This is a genomic window from Neorhizobium sp. T25_13, assembly GCF_002968675.1.
In the GTDB taxonomy this organism is placed as follows: Bacteria; Pseudomonadota; Alphaproteobacteria; order Rhizobiales; family Rhizobiaceae; genus Neorhizobium; species Neorhizobium tomejilense.
Map to the genome: position 1 here is coordinate 13,573 of NZ_PVBI01000016.1, position 17,645 is coordinate 31,217.

At 60.3% G+C, this 17,645-nt stretch carries 16 protein-coding genes; 10 read left to right on the forward strand and 6 right to left on the reverse strand.

The annotated features are described in order from the left end of the window. Window positions 1-4 precede the first annotated feature (4 nt). The 7 genes from C5J22_RS26735 (at window position 5) to C5J22_RS26765 (ending at window position 6,916) form a co-directional block, all read left to right on the forward strand. Entirely contained in the window at window positions 5-712 is a 708-nt protein-coding gene (locus tag C5J22_RS26735; protein WP_105440713.1) for an amino acid ABC transporter permease, read from the forward strand. A gap of 25 nt (window positions 713-737) precedes the next feature. After that, on the forward strand, window positions 738-1,835 hold the full coding sequence (locus tag C5J22_RS26740) for a hypothetical protein (protein ID WP_105440714.1): 1,098 nt from the start codon (window positions 738-740) through the stop codon (window positions 1,833-1,835). Window positions 1,836-1,839: 4 nt separating this feature from the next. Continuing rightward, the gene (locus tag C5J22_RS26745; RefSeq protein ID WP_105440715.1) at window positions 1,840-3,333 is read left to right on the forward strand and encodes an amino acid ABC transporter permease/ATP-binding protein; all 1,494 of its coding nucleotides are present in this window, start codon (window positions 1,840-1,842) and stop codon (window positions 3,331-3,333) included. Window positions 3,334-3,464: 131 nt separating this feature from the next. Next, entirely contained in the window at window positions 3,465-4,181 is a 717-nt protein-coding gene (locus tag C5J22_RS26750) for a GntR family transcriptional regulator (RefSeq protein WP_105440716.1), read from the forward strand. A gap of 67 nt (window positions 4,182-4,248) precedes the next feature. Then, entirely contained in the window at window positions 4,249-5,538 is a 1,290-nt protein-coding gene (locus C5J22_RS26755; protein WP_172746790.1) for an FAD-binding oxidoreductase, read from the forward strand. A 48-nt stretch (window positions 5,539-5,586) separates the two neighbouring features. Beyond that, window positions 5,587-5,967, forward strand: a complete 381-nt coding sequence (locus C5J22_RS26760) for a hypothetical protein (protein ID WP_105422953.1) — start codon at window positions 5,587-5,589, stop codon at window positions 5,965-5,967. Window positions 5,968-6,025: 58 nt separating this feature from the next. Beyond that, a complete protein-coding gene (locus C5J22_RS26765; RefSeq protein ID WP_105440718.1) occupies window positions 6,026-6,916 on the forward strand; it encodes a creatininase family protein in 891 nt (296 codons plus the stop codon). A 188-nt stretch (window positions 6,917-7,104) separates the two neighbouring features. On the opposite strand, the gene C5J22_RS26770 is transcribed toward C5J22_RS26765, so the two are convergent. Together C5J22_RS26770 and C5J22_RS31375 are read right to left on the reverse strand one after the other, a co-directional pair. Beyond that, window positions 7,105-7,689, reverse strand: coding sequence for an N-acetyltransferase (locus C5J22_RS26770; protein WP_105440719.1), 585 nt, complete (start codon window positions 7,687-7,689; stop codon window positions 7,105-7,107). Between the two features lie 192 nt (window positions 7,690-7,881). After that, the gene (locus tag C5J22_RS31375) at window positions 7,882-8,772 is read right to left on the reverse strand and encodes a hypothetical protein (RefSeq protein WP_172746791.1); all 891 of its coding nucleotides are present in this window, start codon (window positions 8,770-8,772) and stop codon (window positions 7,882-7,884) included. A 460-nt stretch (window positions 8,773-9,232) separates the two neighbouring features. Here C5J22_RS31375 and C5J22_RS26785 point away from each other — a divergent pair, with 460 nt between their 5' ends. Further along, on the forward strand, window positions 9,233-10,240 hold the full coding sequence (locus C5J22_RS26785) for an ABC transporter substrate-binding protein (RefSeq protein ID WP_105440722.1): 1,008 nt from the start codon (window positions 9,233-9,235) through the stop codon (window positions 10,238-10,240). Window positions 10,241-10,253: 13 nt separating this feature from the next. Continuing rightward, complete coding sequence (locus C5J22_RS26790) at window positions 10,254-11,456, forward strand: hypothetical protein (protein WP_105440723.1); 1,203 nt, start codon at window positions 10,254-10,256, stop codon at window positions 11,454-11,456. A gap of 376 nt (window positions 11,457-11,832) precedes the next feature. On the opposite strand, the gene C5J22_RS26795 is transcribed toward C5J22_RS26790, so the two are convergent. The 4 genes from C5J22_RS26795 to C5J22_RS26815 all read right to left on the reverse strand — a co-directional run bounded on the left by C5J22_RS26795 (window position 11,833) and on the right by C5J22_RS26815 (window position 16,332). After that, window positions 11,833-13,404 (reverse strand): BCCT family transporter, encoded by a 1,572-nt coding sequence (locus C5J22_RS26795; protein WP_105440724.1) that lies wholly within the window; start codon window positions 13,402-13,404, stop codon window positions 11,833-11,835. Between the two features lie 443 nt (window positions 13,405-13,847). Further along, window positions 13,848-14,525, reverse strand: a complete 678-nt coding sequence (locus C5J22_RS26805; RefSeq protein WP_105440725.1) for a DUF1028 domain-containing protein — start codon at window positions 14,523-14,525, stop codon at window positions 13,848-13,850. An 89-nt stretch (window positions 14,526-14,614) separates the two neighbouring features. After that, entirely contained in the window at window positions 14,615-15,028 is a 414-nt protein-coding gene (locus C5J22_RS26810) for a RidA family protein (protein ID WP_105440726.1), read from the reverse strand. A gap of 53 nt (window positions 15,029-15,081) precedes the next feature. After that, a complete protein-coding gene (locus C5J22_RS26815; RefSeq protein ID WP_105440727.1) occupies window positions 15,082-16,332 on the reverse strand; it encodes an NAD(P)/FAD-dependent oxidoreductase in 1,251 nt (416 codons plus the stop codon). Window positions 16,333-16,615: 283 nt separating this feature from the next. On the opposite strand from C5J22_RS26815, the gene C5J22_RS26820 reads away from it, so the two are divergent. Continuing rightward, entirely contained in the window at window positions 16,616-17,569 is a 954-nt protein-coding gene (locus tag C5J22_RS26820) for a LysR family transcriptional regulator (RefSeq protein ID WP_105440728.1), read from the forward strand. The last annotated feature ends 76 nt before the right edge of the window (window positions 17,570-17,645 follow it).

Sequence of the window (17,645 nt, forward strand, 5' to 3'; positions counted from 1 at the left end):
GACGATGCAGTTCTCGGTCGAGACATTCCTGCATTATCTGGCCCAGCCACGGTTTGCCACCGTGGCTGGCGTCACCCTGCTGGTCGCAATCGCGGCGCAGGCGATCGGAACCGTCATCGGGTTGATCCTGGCGCTGTGTGCCCTGTCGCGGCACAGGGGCCTGCGGATATTCTCAGGGACCTGGGTCTGGCTTTGGCGTGGCACGCCGCCGCTGGTCCAGCTTTTCCTTCTCTATTTCGGCTTGCCCCAGCTCGGCATCCGGCTCGGGGTGCTGGAGGCGGGATTGATCGGCCTCGGCTGCTATTCGGGCGCCTACATGTCCGAGATCATTCGCGGTGCATTGCAGAGCGTGCCGCCCGACCAGATGCAGGCCGCCCGGGCCATGGGCATGAGCTGGCTTACCGCCATGCTGCACGTGATCCTGCCGCAATCGGTGCGGTTGATCCTGCCGCCGTTCGGCAACGAATTTTCCTCGATGATGCGCACCACATCGCTTCTTTCGGTCATTTCCTTCAGCGAGCTTCTGCGCGTCACGCGAACCGCCATCAACGAAACCTACGCTGTCGTCGAACTCTATGCGGTCGCCGCTTTCTGGTACCTGCTGATGTATTCCGCCTGGATCATCGTGCAGAGCCAGCTCGAACGTTACGCCGCAGCCGGCAGCGTCAAACGAAACATGACCAACGCCGCGACCCCGGTGGCGAAAGGTTGAGACACTCGTATTCCGGAGAAACTGAATGAAGACCGCTGTTCTGTTCGGCGTCGGCGCCATGGGCGGGCGACTGCTGCGCGTACTCGAAGCCGACTACCCTTCCGTCGAGATCGTCGCGGCGGTGGATGCCGATGCCGCCAAGATCGGCCGCACGCTGGCCGACGTCACGGGCTACCAGCGTTTCGGCAGCGTAAAGATCGTCGGTGATCTCGCTTCGGCGCTCGCCGGAATTTCAGAGAAGCCGGACGTGCTGGCGCATATGACGGAGTCCAAACCTCACCTTATCAAGGAGCAACTGCTTGATGCCCTGAATGCAGGCCTCAATGTCGTGTCGGCCGCCGAATCCATGTTCTATCCCGGCCTTCGCTATGGCGAGTTTGCTGAAGCACTGGACAGCACGGCGCGGGCTAACGGTGTGTCGATCACCGGCACCGGCATCAATCCCGGTTTTTCGTACGATGTGCTTCCGCTGGTTCTGGCGCGGGGCACCAGCGCCGTAAAACGCCTGACCATCCATCGCTGCATCGATGTCACCGGTACGGGGCCAGGGGATATCGAGCATGTCGGATACGGCCTGACGCCCGAGGAGTTCAACCGTCGCATCGCAAATGGCCGCGTCGAGGGTCACATGGGTGCGCCGGAATCGCTGATCCGCATCGCAGATGCCCTCAATCTGGAGATCGACGAGATTACCGAGGCATGGGATCTGGAAACGGCTGATTTCGAGGTCGACAGCGGCGACCCGACGCTCGGCATCCTGCCGCCCGGCCGCGTGATCGGCATCACCCAGCGTGCCCGGGCGCTGCATCAAGGCGGGGAAGTGCTCAGCACCTCGCTTGCCATGTACTACCAGCCGGAAAAATTCAATCTCGTCGAAGAAGACCGGATCGAGATCGATGGCGCCATGCCTGTCAAAATGTCAATCAAGCCTGCCATGCAGTCGCTGTTCGGCGCGGCCAATATCATGGCCAATACGATCGTGCCGCTGGCCGAGGCCGGGCCTGGTCTCGTGTCGCCGCTGGATCTGCCTACGGGCGGCACCGTGCGCGGCGTTTCGCGCTACGCGGTGGATCCGTCGCGCCAGGCGAAGCCCGGTTACCTGCCGGTGACGAGAAGGGTCTGATTTCGTGGGTTTCGACGCTGGCATATTCCTGGATATCGTTCAGTCGCCTCTGCTGCTGAAGGCGGCCTGGGTGACGATCTGGGTTGCCGTCGTCGCTCAGACGATTGGAACGGTCCTCGGCTTCGTCCTGGCAGGCATGCTGGCGGCGCCCAAGCTGCTGCGCTGGCCGGCACTCTGCTTCATCTGGGTGTTCAAGGGCACGCCGCTCTTGGCGCAGATTCTGTTCTTTTATTCTGCGCTGCCGCAGATGGGCGTCCCCTTGAGCCTGGTCGCGACCGGCCTGCTGTCACTTGGCCTGAACGAAGGGGCTCGCATGGCCGATATCGTGCGCGGCGGCCTGATGTCCGTCTCGCGCGATCAACGCGAGGCAGGCCTGGCGCTGGGACTTCATCACTGGCAGATCTTCCTCAAGGTGGTGTTCCCGCAGGCGATACGGGCAATCATACCGCCGCTCGGAAACAATTTCAGTTACATGATCAAGGCCACGTCGCTGCTCGCTGCCATCTCCTTCGCCGAGCTCCTGCGTGTCTCCCAGCAACTCGCCCAATCGACCACCCGCGCGCTGGAAGTCTATCTGGCCGTTGCGCTCTGGTATCTCGTCATCCTGACGATCTGGATGCTGATCCAGCGCCGGATCGAAAAGGCGGTTGCGCTGAAGACGTCCAGTCACGTATCCGCACCGCCGCCGATCGTCGAGCGCACCGTAGTGCGAGGCGATCCGGGACCAGATGCGCCTTCTCGTCGCGACCCGGTGCTCGAGGCGCGCAACCTCACCCGCAGCTTCGGGCCGATCAAGGGACTGGACGATGTCTCGCTTTCTGTCGGCAGAGGCGAAGTCGTGGTGGTCCTCGGACCGTCGGGGTCGGGCAAGAGCACGTTGCTGCGCGCGCTGAACTGGATCGAGCCGGCGGACAGCGGCGACATACTGCTGAATGGCGAAAGCCTGCCATGGGCCGACGCGGCCCGTCGTATCGCCCGCCCGGAGTACATGCTGGACAAGCGTCGCCGTCGCCTCGGCATGGTGTTCCAGAGTTTCGCTCTGTTTCCGACGATGACGGCGCGGCAGAACGTTGCTCTCGGCATGCGCAGGCTTCTCGGCATTGCGAAGGCGGAAGCACTGGCGGCTGCGGACGGGCTGCTCGACAAGGTCGGTCTTGGTGACAAGGTGCAATCCTATCCCGTGGAACTGTCCGGCGGGCAGCGCCAGCGCGTCGCCATTGCCCGGGCATTGTCCATGAAGCCGGATGCCCTGCTTTTCGACGAACCTACTTCCGCGCTGGACCCGGAATCGACCGGGGGCGTGCTGGGCGTGATGGCGGATTTGGCCAGGCAGGGTTTGACGATGGTGATCGTCACCCACGAGATCGGCTTTGCTCGACGAATCGCCGACCGGATCGTCTACATGGAGCGTGGACGACTTCTGATGGATCTGCCGCGCAAGCAGGCTTTCAACGACGAAGCGCCCGATTACTTTCGTGCCTTTCTGTCTCGCGAATAGTCAGGGATAAGCCATGTGGAATTGCTTGCTGGCAAGGAACGCTGTCTATCCGTTGCGCTTTGGACGTGCGTATCTGCTTGAACAATGGCTGGATTGCAGGCCGAAACGCCGAGTTACATATAGGAGAATGCATGGGTGAGGTAACCGCAATCAGGAAGAGGCGGCGCGTGGTGCAGCCGGCAAAGCCGGCCTCGCTGACCGAGCAGGTCTATGATGCGCTGCGAACCCAGATTCTGACATGCGTCATCCGGCCGGGTCAGGAATTGAACGAGGCCGAAGTCGCGGAGCGCTTCGACATATCCAAGACGCCGGCCCGCGAAGCTTTGGCCGCCTTGCGGCAGGAAGGACTGGTCAGGTCCTTTCCGCGCCGTGGCTACCAGGTCACGCCGATCACCTTTGCGGACATGGACGAACTGTTTGATGTGCGAACCATCCTGGAAGCGGGAGCGGCTGAACTCGCCTGTACGAAGCTGACGCCGGAGCAGATAGATCGCCTGAATTCCCTGGCCGATGCGACCTACAATCAGGGCGAGGAGCTCAGTCTGGCTACGTTCATAAGGTCCAACCGCGAATTCCATCTGGCGATTGCGGAAGCGACCGGTAATGGAAGACTCGTCCAGCTGCTCACCCATCAGATCGATGCGCTGGAACGCTTCTTCTATCTCGGCGCCCAGTTGCGGGATGTGAACAACGAGACCAACGTCTCCCACCACCAGATCGTGGAAACCCTGGCCCGCCGTGACCAGGCAGCGGCGCGGGAAATCATGATCCGTCACAACGAGCAGACCCGCCAGGGCCTGTTCCAGGCGCTTGCAACGGGGCGAGGGTACGACCTGATCAACCTCTAGCGTCGGAACATCCGGTGCAAAACTCAGGAAGCGCGGGCACTGAGGTCCCGCATGAACAGGAATGGTGATGGAAGTCGGGTCATTGTGGGAAGCGATCACGCCATCCCAACCCAAATGCGCGATGCTGACGGACGCGATTACCGCCGATGTCGTGGTGGTGGGTGCGGGATTCCTTGGCCTTTCATCCGCCCTGCACGCCGCCGAAGCGGGGCTCGACGTGGTGCTGCTCGAGAGTCATCAGCCCGGCTTCGGGGCATCCGGGCGCAATACCGGCTTCGTGGTTCCAAGCCTCAAGACATCGCTTGGGCCTGCCGAGGTCGTGGCGGCGCTCGGCGCCGATCATGCGGGACGCTTGCTGAAGCTCGTCGCCGAATCCGGCAAGGCGGTGTTCGACCTGATCGAGCGCCACGAGATCGACTGCGACGCTGTGCAGAACGGCTGGTTGCAGCCGGCACATTCGCGCGCGGCGGAAGGAGTGCTTCACGGTCGCATGCCGCGGCTGCTCTCGGCGGGCGTCGATGCCGAATGGCTCGATCGCGATGCCATGCTCAAGCGCACCGGGCTGCCGTCGCTGCATGGTGGAATACGAGTGGCTTCCGGCGGGCAGATCACGCCGCTGGCCTATGCGTACGGGCTCGCGCGCGCTGCGATATCGGCGGGCGTGCGACTGTTCGGCGACAGTTCCGTAAAGAGCATCGAACCCAATGGGCAGGGTTGGCGCGTGCGGACTGCGGGTGGCGAGGTTCGCGCTCGCCGCGTGCTCATGGCCACCAATGCGCTGATCGGCAACCTGTTGCCGGAGCTGCGTGCGTCGATCATTCCCGCCCGCGTTTTCCAGATCGCGACCCAGCCGTTGCCCCCGGCTCTTCGTGCGACCGTGTTGCCGGACATGGCCCCGGTTGCCGATACGCGCCGTCATACCTTCGCATTGCGCTGGTCTCCTGACGGACGGCTGGTGACCGGGGGTATGGTGCCACCGCTGCCCGGACGAATGGCGTTGGCCCGCAGGCTTTTTGCAAATCGTCTTCGCCGCATGGTTCCGGATCTTCCGGAAGTCAGAGTGGAATATTCATGGACCGGGATCATTGCCGGTACGCTGGATTTCCTGCCGCGGATGATGCGCATCAAGCCAGGCATTGATGCGGTGATCGGCTGCAACGGCCGCGGCGTAGCGCTGACGACGGCTCTCGGACGAGAAATTGGTCCCTGGCTTGCCGGCCGGATGGCGGACGCGGACCTGACCTTGCCGCTGACCGCTCCTCGGCCGATTCCCTTCAGCCGCATATCCGGCCTTGGACCGCATCTCATCCTGCCGGTCTGGGAGGTCCGGGACGCTTTCGAAGCGCGGTTCCGATAGGGCCGCCACGCGTCTAGAAATCCAATTTTGCAATGAAGGAGTCATGACATGAGCGAAGAAAGGGTTGGCGGCAAGATCAAGTGGTCTCGCCAGGAAGAGGTCGCGCTGACCTGGGTGCATCCGGACCAGGAGTTCAGCCATCGGCTGATCACAAGGAAGCTGCACGGCTCGTCGATTTCCTTCCACATCACAACTTACATGCCGCACTTCGACACCATGGTGGAGGGCGATGGCGTGCATGAGGTGATCCTCTATTGCCTGCATGGCTGGTCGAAGCAGATCGTTGAGGAGACCGGCGAGGAGCACATCTTCAAGCCTGGCGATGCGATGTACCTGCCCGTGAATTACCGCTACCGCCACATCATCGGCGAGGCCGGCCTCGTGATCGCCGTCTGCGCCAATCCTTCGAAAGAAGCGGGTGACATGTAATTTCCGTGCGGGCGGGGATAAGCTGCCGCCCGCTACTCCAGCCGCGAGGGTTCCGGACATGACAGGCATTGCACCCAGGCATTTTGCGCCGTCTTCATTCATATGGGCCGAATTGACGCGTGCGGAGCTGGCGGCGAAGCGGGATGCCGGTGCTTTGGTCGTGGTGCCGACGGGTGCGATCGAGCAGCACGGCGACTTCCTTCCCGTGGAGACCGATACGCTGCTTTCGGCCGCCGTTTCCGAACTCGCGGTAAGCCGCGTAACCGGGGTGGAAATTGTCGTGGCGCCCGCTATTCCCGTTGGCTTCTCGCCGCATCACCTCAGCCATCCGGGCACGATCAGCCTACGGCTGGAAACCTATCTGGCGGTTCTTTCCGATACCGCACGGTCAATCCTGGATTCCGGATTTCCGCGCGTCGTCTTCGTCAACGGCCATGGGGGCAACTCGGCGCCGTTGCGCTCGCTCTGCGCCCAGATGGTGACCGACGGGCATGCGGTTGGCATGGTCGATTATTTCGCACCAGGCGAGAAGGACTGGCTGCCCCTTCTGAAGGGCGCACTGCCGCGCACCGGCCATGCCTGCGAACAGGAGGCGGCGCTGACGATGGCATTGACCTCTCTGGAAGCGCGCGAACGGGTCCGATCGGCGATCGAAGGGCTTCCGGCGCGCCTGGTACAACCCTGGATCGCGCCGGGCCACGCGGACGATCCGATCACCGCGTTCGGGGCCGGCTGGCCACCGATCTTCCAGGCCGACGACTGCGGCTATTTCGGCGATCCGGCAAAGGCTACCATGGAAAATGGGGCCTTGATCCTCGAAGCGACGGTTAGGGGGCTGGCAGCATTTTTGGAAGCATTCGCCCGTACACCGTTGCGGCTGGGAATCGCTCGTGACGCCGCCTCGCCGAGACTTACGCGTGAGATCTCAAACGGAAAACAAGCAAGCTGACCTCGCCGAAGGCTAGCGCCTGGTAGAGCAGGACAGTGATTATAGAAACGCAAGCCTCTAAAAGTGGACATTGCCAATTAACCCGACTAGGCGCCGCCGGCGAATGTTCTCGCCGGTTCGTCCCATCGCCGTTTCGCGGCTGTGCCGCGCGCTCGGCGCCCTTACAAACTATTTGATCGAACTGAAGCTCAACGCGGCCGCCTCAGCATAGGGACGAGCGTCGGCGACGAACCGACCTGGATCGCGCCGAGCGGTTCGAAGCCGTAGCGTCGGTAGAATGGAATGTTACGCGGGTTCGAGGATTCCAAATAGGCTGGCGCGTGGTCTTGATCGCACCGTGCGAGCGCGTACGCCATCAAGGCGTCGCCGTGACCTTCGCCTTGATGCGCCGGGTCGACGCCGATCAGGGGCAGGTACCAATGTGGGTCGGTCGGGTGGTAGGCGGCCATCTGTTCGAATATGGCCGTGGTTTCGGGGGTAAGAGAGCGCGCAACCGTGCTCTCGAGCACCGCACCAAGCCCTTCCTCGTCGGAATGGACCCCGGGCGATAGCCACAGCGCCGTCCCGACGTAGCCGTCGGTGCAAAAGGCAGTTCCGTTAGAGAACGCGCTGCTCCCGAACGCCCGGATCATTCGCGGCATGGCCGCAAGGTACTGGTGTGTATGCGGCCAGGTCCATCGCGCCATAGGATCCGCTGCAAACGCCAGCATGACCGTTTCGACCGCCAGATCTTCCTCGGCCGCGGCCATAACTCTCACTGTTGGAGATTTCATACTGCCCTCCTGACGTAGGTGGTACGACGCAGCGACCACGTCCGTTCTTAGCTACGCATCGTAACGCGGATGGCGTGGGAGCGATACCGGTTGCTGCCAGCTAAGAACGCGTTGGACTGTTAGCCACATGCTGCGGAGCCCCGAAATGCCAACTGCATGTACCGGTCTTGCGGGAGAACAAGGCTAAGGTTTTCATTCTGGTTCGAGCTTACGGCTATGGATTTCCGCCAGAGCAAGCCCAGCTTCGCCGGCGACAGAATAGATCAGGTAACGCCTTCCATCTTCTTCGTAGACCGCTGGATCACGAAGTTGCCTTACAGGTTCATCCGCAGGACCAATCACGGATGGTTCGATGGGAAATTGTCCGCCTTCCCAATCCCGCTCTGGCCTAAGTAAGATCCTTGAGGGTTCTTCCCGCCATGTCAACCATTCACCGTCGAGCCGCACTTGTGCGTACAGCAGGCACTCAGGAGCATCGCCTCGATTGCTATAGACCACGTGAAGGACATTGTCTTCTATCCACACTGCGGAATGGCGCATGTGACGCGTGAACAGCATAGGCCCAGCGCTAAATCCAGAGATTCCGTCAGATGACCGATAAATCTGCCCTGGCATCGTAATCGCGTATACCCAAGGACCGTGAGTGAATAACCGGGCGTACGGGTTCATCAGATTGTCAGGTTGGGCTGTGAAGTGGATGCCATCAGGCGATACCGCCAAGCGTGTAAACTGGTTCTTGATCTCGTCGCCGCCGTGAAAAAACATGCGGAATTGCTTCTTTTGATGATCGATGACGATCTCCGGGGACGCCAAATGGTGGGTGAAACCGGATTTCGAAAGAGGAAGCGTTCCGTCCTCGTAGATGATCCACGGGCCTGTCAGATGATCTGCATATGCAAGGCGGATATGATCTCCTCGATGATGGGCAAAATAGAGATAGTAACGTCCCAGGGGGCGCTCTACCCAAGGAGGGACCCTGATCAGGCTCGGTCCATTGATGTTAGTCCCGATCCGCGGCGACATGGCGGGCACGATGATAGGCCGGTCCAGAAGCCGCACCGCAACGAGTTCATTGTTCTCCACGCCTTGCCTCCCAGTCTCGCGGTCAGGTTACCGGCTCCCGGTTTGGAGTAAACAGCCTTAGTGAGTGAAACATCTTTCTCAAATCGGCAAAGCTGAGAGCTGCCTCACCGGCGACATAGCGGGACTCGAATCTGGATCTTTCTGTCTTCGCGAAAGCACTCTTGGCATATTGCTGCCTTCTCGAAGCTATCTGGCGTTCGTAAGGTTGAGGTGTCGTAGACGACGGCAGACTCGGGAGGATGCCAAGAACGAACGGAACCTGTCGGTGAAGGAGACACCAAGAACTTAAAGAGCTGCGAGCGACACTTCGTTCGCAAAACGGATCTCTGCAGAAGACCGATAGTTGTGCCGACAATCCAGAAGCCGCGCCGGAAGAAATCAGCCGAAAGCACCATCCAGATAAACAACCTGGCTGTCCTGTTGTTCAATCGTGCAGACGCATCATCTTGAGGAGGACGTGATGATTTCGAAAATGTTGAGAAGCTTTGCCCTGGCCAGCCTGGCCATGGGTTTGGCGACTGTTGCCCATGCTCAACAACCCTGGGAGGACGTTGTCCAGGCGGCGAAGAAGGAAGGAACTGTCACGCTCTACACGTCGCAGGTCGGCGTTCCTCAGCTTGACGAGATCTTGTCTGCATTCACCGACGAGTACGGGATCAAGGCGCTGAAGCTCGAACTTCGAGGGAGTGAGTTATTTGAGAAGCTGCGTCTCGAACTGGCGACCAACCGAGGTGTCGCGGACATGTCCTTCAGCGGAGGTTCCGTGTCGCTCGAGGCGATGGGCGTGCTCGATAAACACGGCGCCATACCCAATGCAACTCGGCTAGCGCCCGACTTTGCAGGAAGCGAGCTGAGGCTGCCGATCTTTTCGCAAAGCATGGGTATCGTGGTCAATGCTTCAATGCCGAAGGAGAAACGCCCGAAAAGCTGGGCGGATCTCGCGGATCCTGCTTGGAAGGGCAAGATCCTATCCGACGATTTTCGCTCCGTTGGAGGCGGCGGCCTGTTTTTTGCGGTAACCTACGACAAACTCGGCGAGGATTATCAAAAGCGCCTTGCTGAAAACAAGCCCGCCTTCACTCGTGAAATTCGAGACAGCCCTCGTCGTGTCGCGCGCGGTGAGTACCCGATCTACATTCCCTTCATTCTGCCCGATACGCTGCTGAACAAGGGTTTGCCTCTTGAAGTCATTATTCCGTCCGAGGGTCTTGTTTACGGCAACTTCGATGGAGCCGTTGTCAAGAACGCGCCACATCCCAATGCTGCCCGGGTGCTCTTGAATTTCTTCCTCTCTGACAAAGCCCAACTCATTTATGCAGGTTCCGCACGGCGCCCGACGGTTGCCGGTCTTGAGGATCGGTATCCTCCTAACGTCAAAGATTTTTTGCAAGCTCCGTTGCTCGGCACGCAGGAGGACGCAACGGTTCGAGCCGAAATGCTCAAGCGTGCGACAGTAATGTACAAGTGAGGCAGCGCGAGTGATGTTGGATGGCAATCGCTTGTGGGATGATCTTCTCACCCACGCCGGCTTTGGGGACAAGGCGGCCGGCAGTGCTGGGGATCACGCCACGGCAAGCTGGATCGCCGGCGAGCTTTCCAAGGCTGGATATCAGCTAGAGACGATACCCGTTCCTGTGCCGACATTTCGGTCGCGTCGATGTGAGCTGGTAGGCCAGGGTTCCTCGGTTGAGGTCTACCCTCAGCCCGTTGTTTTCCCAACACCGGATCATGGCGTGGAGGGGCGATTGGCGATGGTTCATAGCCTTTCTGACGCACAACGAGCGGCAGGCCGCATTGCCGTCATTCTGCTGCCCTATGGTCGTCATGCCGCGATCTGGACGTCAGTCGTTGGACCACTCTTGGAAGCGGTTACAAAAGCCGACGCTCTGGCTGCAATCATTCTGCCGTTCGGCCCGACCGGCGAGATTGTCGGCCTGAACTCTTATGCGGACCGGCCGTTCGTTCCGTTGCCCGTGGCCGTTGGCCGTCCGCTTGATTTGCCTTGCTACGCGGCGATGGCTTCTGCCGGACAACCTGTAAGGCTCTACCTAACCGGAGACGTGGAAACAGGCGATAGTCCAACGTTGGTCGCGCGGATGGCTCGTGGCGATCGATGGATTGTGTTGTCCACTCCTCGATCTGGTTTCTTCACATGCTCGGTCGAACGCGGCACTGGTACGGCAGGTTTTCTTGAGATCGCCAGGTGGCTGCCAAGAGCGTTTCCCGCGCATTCCTTGTTCTTGATGAACAGCGGAGCCCATGAGCTGAGGTTTGCAGGGACTCACGCGGTGTTGGACCTGGCGCCCGCACCCGATAAGACAGATGTTTGGGCGCATTTTGGCGCGGGACTAGCGTCTCGCGCTCGAACAGAAATTCGTGGTGGTCGAATGCTTGACGTTGCGGATTTCAACCGCATTTGCATGGTGACGCCCGCCTTGCACGAAGCGGCAGGGGCAGCTTTTGCCGGTTTGCCAGGATTGGACGATCCGCAGCGCGTATTATCGGAAGCGGGTGAATTATCCACGATCGTACAGAAAGGTTACAAGAAGGCTTTCGCCTGCCTAGGGGTCAACTGGAGCTGCCATACCAGGCTTGATCTTCCGACGGAGGTTTCACGGAGCCTACTCGAGCCGGTGATCGAAGCGCACCGTCACTTGATAGAGGTCTCTGTTCACGGCAAGTGATCGAGTACCATATCTTCTCGCTCGATGTTCCTTTTAAGCGCGATCCATTCTCCCTAACATCCTGGTTGGCGGGATGCCCGAGCGCTCATCATTGAAGATTGCATGTGGAGTCCCGGCGCCGATCGCCAGGTTAAATAATTGCTATTGTTCAAGCAGGCACAGGCGGCCACCAGTGCACGCAGCCGGGTGCGTTCGGTTTCGCGGATGTGGTCTTCGACGGCTTGAGCATCGTGGTCATTGTAAGCAATGACCCGCGTGGGGTCAGGATAAAAACGTGGCAGGGGGTGAATTTAACCGGCGTACGCTTCCTGCCAATCGCACCTGAAACTCAGTTTAGGGTGCGATTGGTTGGTTGCTTGGGTGACAACGCGGTGACCTACTGAGCCGCGAGTGCTTCGCCTAAAGGCGGGCCTTCGGGCAGGGGTGGGGCCAGTTTGCTGCGCCCTTCGAGGTCGTCCAGCAGCGCGATCCACAGGGAGATGCACAACCCGACCATAACGACGAGGAAGGGTGCTGCCGCGATGATCGACGCGGTCTGCAGGCCTTGCAAACCTCCCATCACCAGCAACACGCATGCCGACGCGCCGGCAAGGACGCCCCAGAGGACGACGACGCCACGCGCAGGCTCAAGTGCGCCGTGAGACGACAGCATGCCCATCACAATCGAGGCGGCATCCGCTCCCGAGATGAAGAAGATCGCAACAAGGAATATCGCGAGGAACGAAGTGACCGCGGTTCCCGGATATTGTTCGAGTAGCGCAAACAGTGAGATGGCGGCACCCTGATTGTTGACCGCCTCGACAAGCCCACCAGCCCCCATCAGTTCCGAATGCAGCGCCGTACCGCCCATGATGGTGAACCAAAGGAAGGTCACGCCGCTCGGAATGAGCAGAACGCCAATGACAAATTCGCGGATGGTGCGCCCTTTTGAGATGCGCGCGATAAAGACGCCGACGAAAGGCGCCCAAGACACCCACCAGGCCCAGTAGAAGATCGTCCAACTCCCCAGCCACTTGCCGTCGCTGAAGGCGGCGGTGCGGAACGACATTGTGACGAGATCGGCCAGGTAGTCGCCGAGCGCTTCGGTGAAGGTGTTGAGGATGAAGATGGTCGGTCCAACGATAGCCAGGAACACCAGCAACGCGGCGGCGACCACCATGTTCATGTTGCTCAGGAATTGTACGCCCCTGCCCACCCCGGACACTGCCGACAGGATAAACAGCATCGACAGCACCGCGATGATCGCAAGGGCAATGCCTGTCCCTTCACCAGTTCCCCAGAGGAAATTCAGACCGCTGTTGATCTGCTGTGCACCAAGTCCAAGCGACGTCGCCGTGCCGAACAGTGTGGCGATGACGGCGAGAATATCAATCGTCTTACCGATCGGTCCATTCACCGCCTTGCCCAGCAGGGGGGTAAACGCGCTTGAAATCAGGATGGGCAAGCCCTTGCGGTAGGTAAAGTAGGCGATCGCCAGACCGACAATCGCATAGATGGCCCAAGGGTGCAGGGCCCAGTGAAAGTAGGAATATTTCATCGCGAGCAGAGCGGCTTCCTTGGATTGCGCGACCGCCAGCCCGTGAGGCGGGGCGCCAAAATGGAAAACCGGCTCGGCAACACCCCAGAACATCAGGCCGATGCCCATGCCGACACTGAACATCATGCATACCCACGAAACCGTCCGGAATTCCGGAAGCTCGTCATCAGCCCCAAGCCTGATCTTGCCAAAACGGCTGATCGCCAGGAAGCCGGCAAAGACCAGGAACAACGCGGTCGAGACAACAAAGCCCCATCCGAAACCATTGATGATCGCCGAAAGCGTGGATTGTGTGACTGAGGCAAGGCTATCCGGGGCCAATGCTCCCCATGAGATGAACCCGGCCGTTATTGCTAGGGCCGGCCAGAATACCGCCGGATCTATGCTTCGCAATCTGTCTGTAGTCGACATGCTTTATCCTCCCAGATTTATGTGGTGACGTTCCCTTTGAATTCCGGATACGCGACAGGGCCGACTTCTCGAGAGAGGCCAAGTCGTGGACTGATAAATGCTCTTGAGGTGGCGACGCCGGACGCGCCTTTGTGTTTGTGCGGATCTACGGCCGCTTTCCTTGGTGATTAACAGATCACTCGCTTGCACTCGGGTCAGTTGCGACCATGAGCTTGTCCAAAACCGAATTCTTGTAGGCAAATTTCCTGGCTATTTGCGAAATGTCGGCAAAGAGCACGATTTTCGGACCGAAACGCAGCCGTCCGATATCCGCCAGCACGTCCGGAGCCTCGGCAATAAAACATGACGTTTAGCGGGCCAGCGGCTCGATCCCATCAAGAGCAAAGGAATAGACCGGAGGTTCATATGCCTCGCCCAGAAGGGAATACCCGACAGGATCGTCGTCATTCGTCGCCAGGCACACCGTAAGATGGAGCGGCCAGCGGGTTAAGTGCCCGCGTTACGTAATCCCCCGCCTGCGGCTTGTAGACGTCCCACGCCCGCGCCACTGCTGCGATCGGGCAGCCATCGTCCAGCCAGTCGATCCGGAGTTCGGCATAGGGCCAGGTTTCCTTGTCGACAATCAGCAGGCCCGCCGACTGAACCGGGCCGGCTTCGCCGCCCGCATCGACGGCCGCTCTGAGCGCGGCGATGAGGCGGTCACCCAAAGTACCTGAAGTGGCCTCGAACGCGTCGATCATCACCTTCGGCACGCCGTCATTGGCCAGAAGGTTGCCGGCGGCAACACATTGGTGACCGACGGCGGAAGTCCAGGTTCCGAGAGCGTTGCGGCCTGAATGAATAGCGGTCCCGCCGTGCGCATCCACCGCCAGCAACTGGCGATAGTCTGGAAAATCATCGCTCTGTTGCGCCGAGGTCACGGCGTCCGCCGCGCTTGCACCCTTTGCAAGTTCGTCCAGCATCCTTGGTCCGAGTGCGGGATTGGTGACGTTCTGGGTCGCAACCGCGCCGATGCCGGCACGAGCCCAGGCGCAGCGAGAGGCGACCGCAGGCGACGAAGACGAAATCGCCACACCGAACTGGCCGGTCTGTTCACAGCGAGCGACGATGGAAAAGGTCATGGGGACTCCTGTGTCCGGACCGCGGGATAACGTTTCCGGTCTGCAGCGTGCGTCGGCCGGAAATGCCTGCCGAACGCTTTGAAAAACTATCAGTCCGGAACGACGGCAGTCGCATCAATCTCCACAAGCCATTCCGGCCGTGCCAGCGCCACGACGACGAGCCCGGTGCAGACCGGGAAGACGCCTTTGATATATTCGCCCATGGTCCGGTAGACGGCCTCGCGGTGGCGAACGTCGGTCAGATAGACAACTAGCTTTGTCACATGTTCCATTTGGCCGCCGGATTCCTGCACCAGTTGGCGAATGTTCTGCATCACCTTGTGCGTCTGCTCGACCGGATCATGGCTGTCGATAGTCTTGGCGGTGTCGAGGTCCTGCGGGCACTGGCCACGCAGGAAGATCATGGTGCCGCGAGCGACAACCGCCTGGCAGAGGTCGTTGTCGAGCTTCTGCTCGGGATAGGTTTCCTTGGTGTTGAACTTGCGAATGCGCGTATGTGTCATTCTCTCTCCATCGGATGGTTCATGCGGGATGCCGGCAGGTCTCTGCCGGTCCATCAGGATTTCGGCGCGTAGGCGAGGTAATTGTCCTGGATGAGGATGTGGTCGGCGACGTATTTGGCGTCGTGCCAGACACCCCAGATGAAGCTGGAGCCGCGCCCGGAGAGCCACGGGAGGCCGAGGAAATAGATGCCTTTTTCTGCCGAGACGCCGCGCTGGTGTTTGGGGCGGCCGGCCGCGTCGAAGGCATCGACCTTCAGCCAGCTATAGTCCGAGACAAAGCCCGTCGCCCAGATGATGGTGGTGACACCGGCGTCGCGCAGGTTCAGCTCGCGCAGCGGGTTGGTGACGCAGTCGACTTCAGGCCCGAGGATACGCGCATCCGGCTCCTGCGGAAGATCGAGACCGTTGCGGGCGACAAAAGCGTCTGCCTCGTCGAGCAGCGACAGGTAATTCTGGTCGCCGCGATCGAGGTTGCGTGCAAGATCGTCGGCAAAGGAAACCGATCCCTCACGGTATGCGGCGGTCATGCCGGCAAGCACCATGCCCTGCGATGCCAGGCGGCGGAAGTCGATTGTCTTGCCGCCGTGCGCACCGCTGACGGCGATGGTCACATGCTCCGAGCCGGGAGCCTGCGCCTGCGCGTCCCATTTGCCGAGAACACCGAGCCACCAGACGAAATCGCGGCCGCGATAAGCGCGGGGAGGGCGGTCATGCGGGCCGATGGATAAGTAGACCTTGCGGCCGGAAAGTATCAGCTCCTCGGCAATCTGGACGCCAGACGAACCGGCGCCGACGACCAGCACGGCGCCGTCTGCAAGCTGGGAGGGATTGCGGTACTCGCTCGAATGCATCTGCCTGGCGCCGGTATCCGCGGGCACGATCGGCGGAATGCTCGGGCTCTGGAACGGTCCGGTGGCTACGACGACGTTGAGGGCTTCGATCGCGCCGTCGGATGTTTCGACGCTGAAGCCGGGGCGGTCTTCAAGCCGTTCGACCTTGGTGACTTCGACACCGCAGCGGATCGGCGCCTTGTGCATGTCGGCATAGGCTTCGAAATAATCGGCGATGCCATCCTTGGGCACGAACGCATCCGGGTGGCCGGGAAAATCCATTCTGGGAAAGCGGTCGTGCCAGGCGGGACCGTTGGCAACGAGCGAATCCCAGCGCATCGAACGCCAGCGTTCGGCAATGCGGCCGCGCTCCAGCACGATGTAGTCGACGCCGTTGCGGCTCAAGTGTTCGCTCATGGCCACACCTGCCTGGCCGGCGCCGACAACCAACGTATGGATCTTCTCGACTGACATGCACTCGCCCTTTTCTGTTTCGCCAAGACCCGCCGAACGGCGTCAGCTATGGTTCCGCTCTATCGAACGGTTGGCATTCGGAAAATTACGATTTGTTGCAGCACTGGTTAGGATTGGCGAAAGCAGGGCAAGGCGGCGCGGCGAAGCGCTGTCGCCAGGTCAGGCTGCAGGAGAACATTTACATTTTGGAAAAGCGCAAATAATAAGCTGGCCTCCATCCCTTCGCATTGGCATGGGCTTACCCGTCGGCCTTCGGGCGTGACATTTGGCATCGGGGCCTGAAATGCGTTTCACACTGCGTCAGCTCGAATATTTCATTGCCACCGCCGAGGCCGGTTCCATCACGCTTGCATCGGATCGCATCCGTGTTTCGCAACCCTCCATCTCCACCGCGATCTCGCAGCTGGAAATCGAGCTTAACACCCAGCTTTTCCTGCGGCGCCACGCACAGGGCCTGTCACTGACACCGGCCGGCCAGAAACTGCTGCTCCAAGCCAAGGCAGTGATCGAGCAGGCCCAGAACCTCTATACGGCGGCGTCCGAAGCGACAGACCAGATTCGCGGAACTCTGTCGCTCGGCTGCCTTTTGACCTTTGCGCCCATGTTGCTGCCGGAAGTCAGCCAGAGCTTCAAGGCTGCCTATCCCGGCGTAACGGTCCGGCCGACTGTCGCGGATCATCGTACGCTGCTGACGCGGCTGGAGCGTGCTGAACTTGATATTGCACTTTCTTACGATCTGTCAGTTCCCGAAGGCTTCGAGTTTACTCCGCTTGCCGAACTGTCGCCTTACGTCCAGGTAGCCGAGACCGATCCACTGGCGGAGCGTTCGGCGATCTCGCTTGCCGAATTGGAAGCGCACGAGTTCATCTTGCTCGATCTACCGCTGTCCCGGGATTATTTCTTAGGGCTTTTTGCGGCTGCCGGTGCCAACCCGAATATTGTTGCTCAGATGCAGCATCAGGAGGTCATCCGCACGATGGTCGCCAGCCGGTATGGTTATACGCTTGCCAACGTCCGGCCCAAGAACAAGGCGGCGCTGGATGGCCGGGGGCTTGTCGGTCTCCGTCTGTCGGGTGATCACAAGCCGATGCGCATTGGCCTGATCCGCGTAGGCCAGCAAGTTTCCACCCGGCTGGTGCGGACTTTCGAAGAGCACTGCAGCCAGCTGATTTCCGACAGTTACGTGCCCGGCATGGAAGCTCCGATCCTCAACCTGCGTCGGACGGGGCAGAGCTAGGCTCGCTTTTTTCAAAGCACCAGTTCCGAATATCCTATTTTTCTTTTTGATCGTCGGCTGACAGGGTGCATGCCAA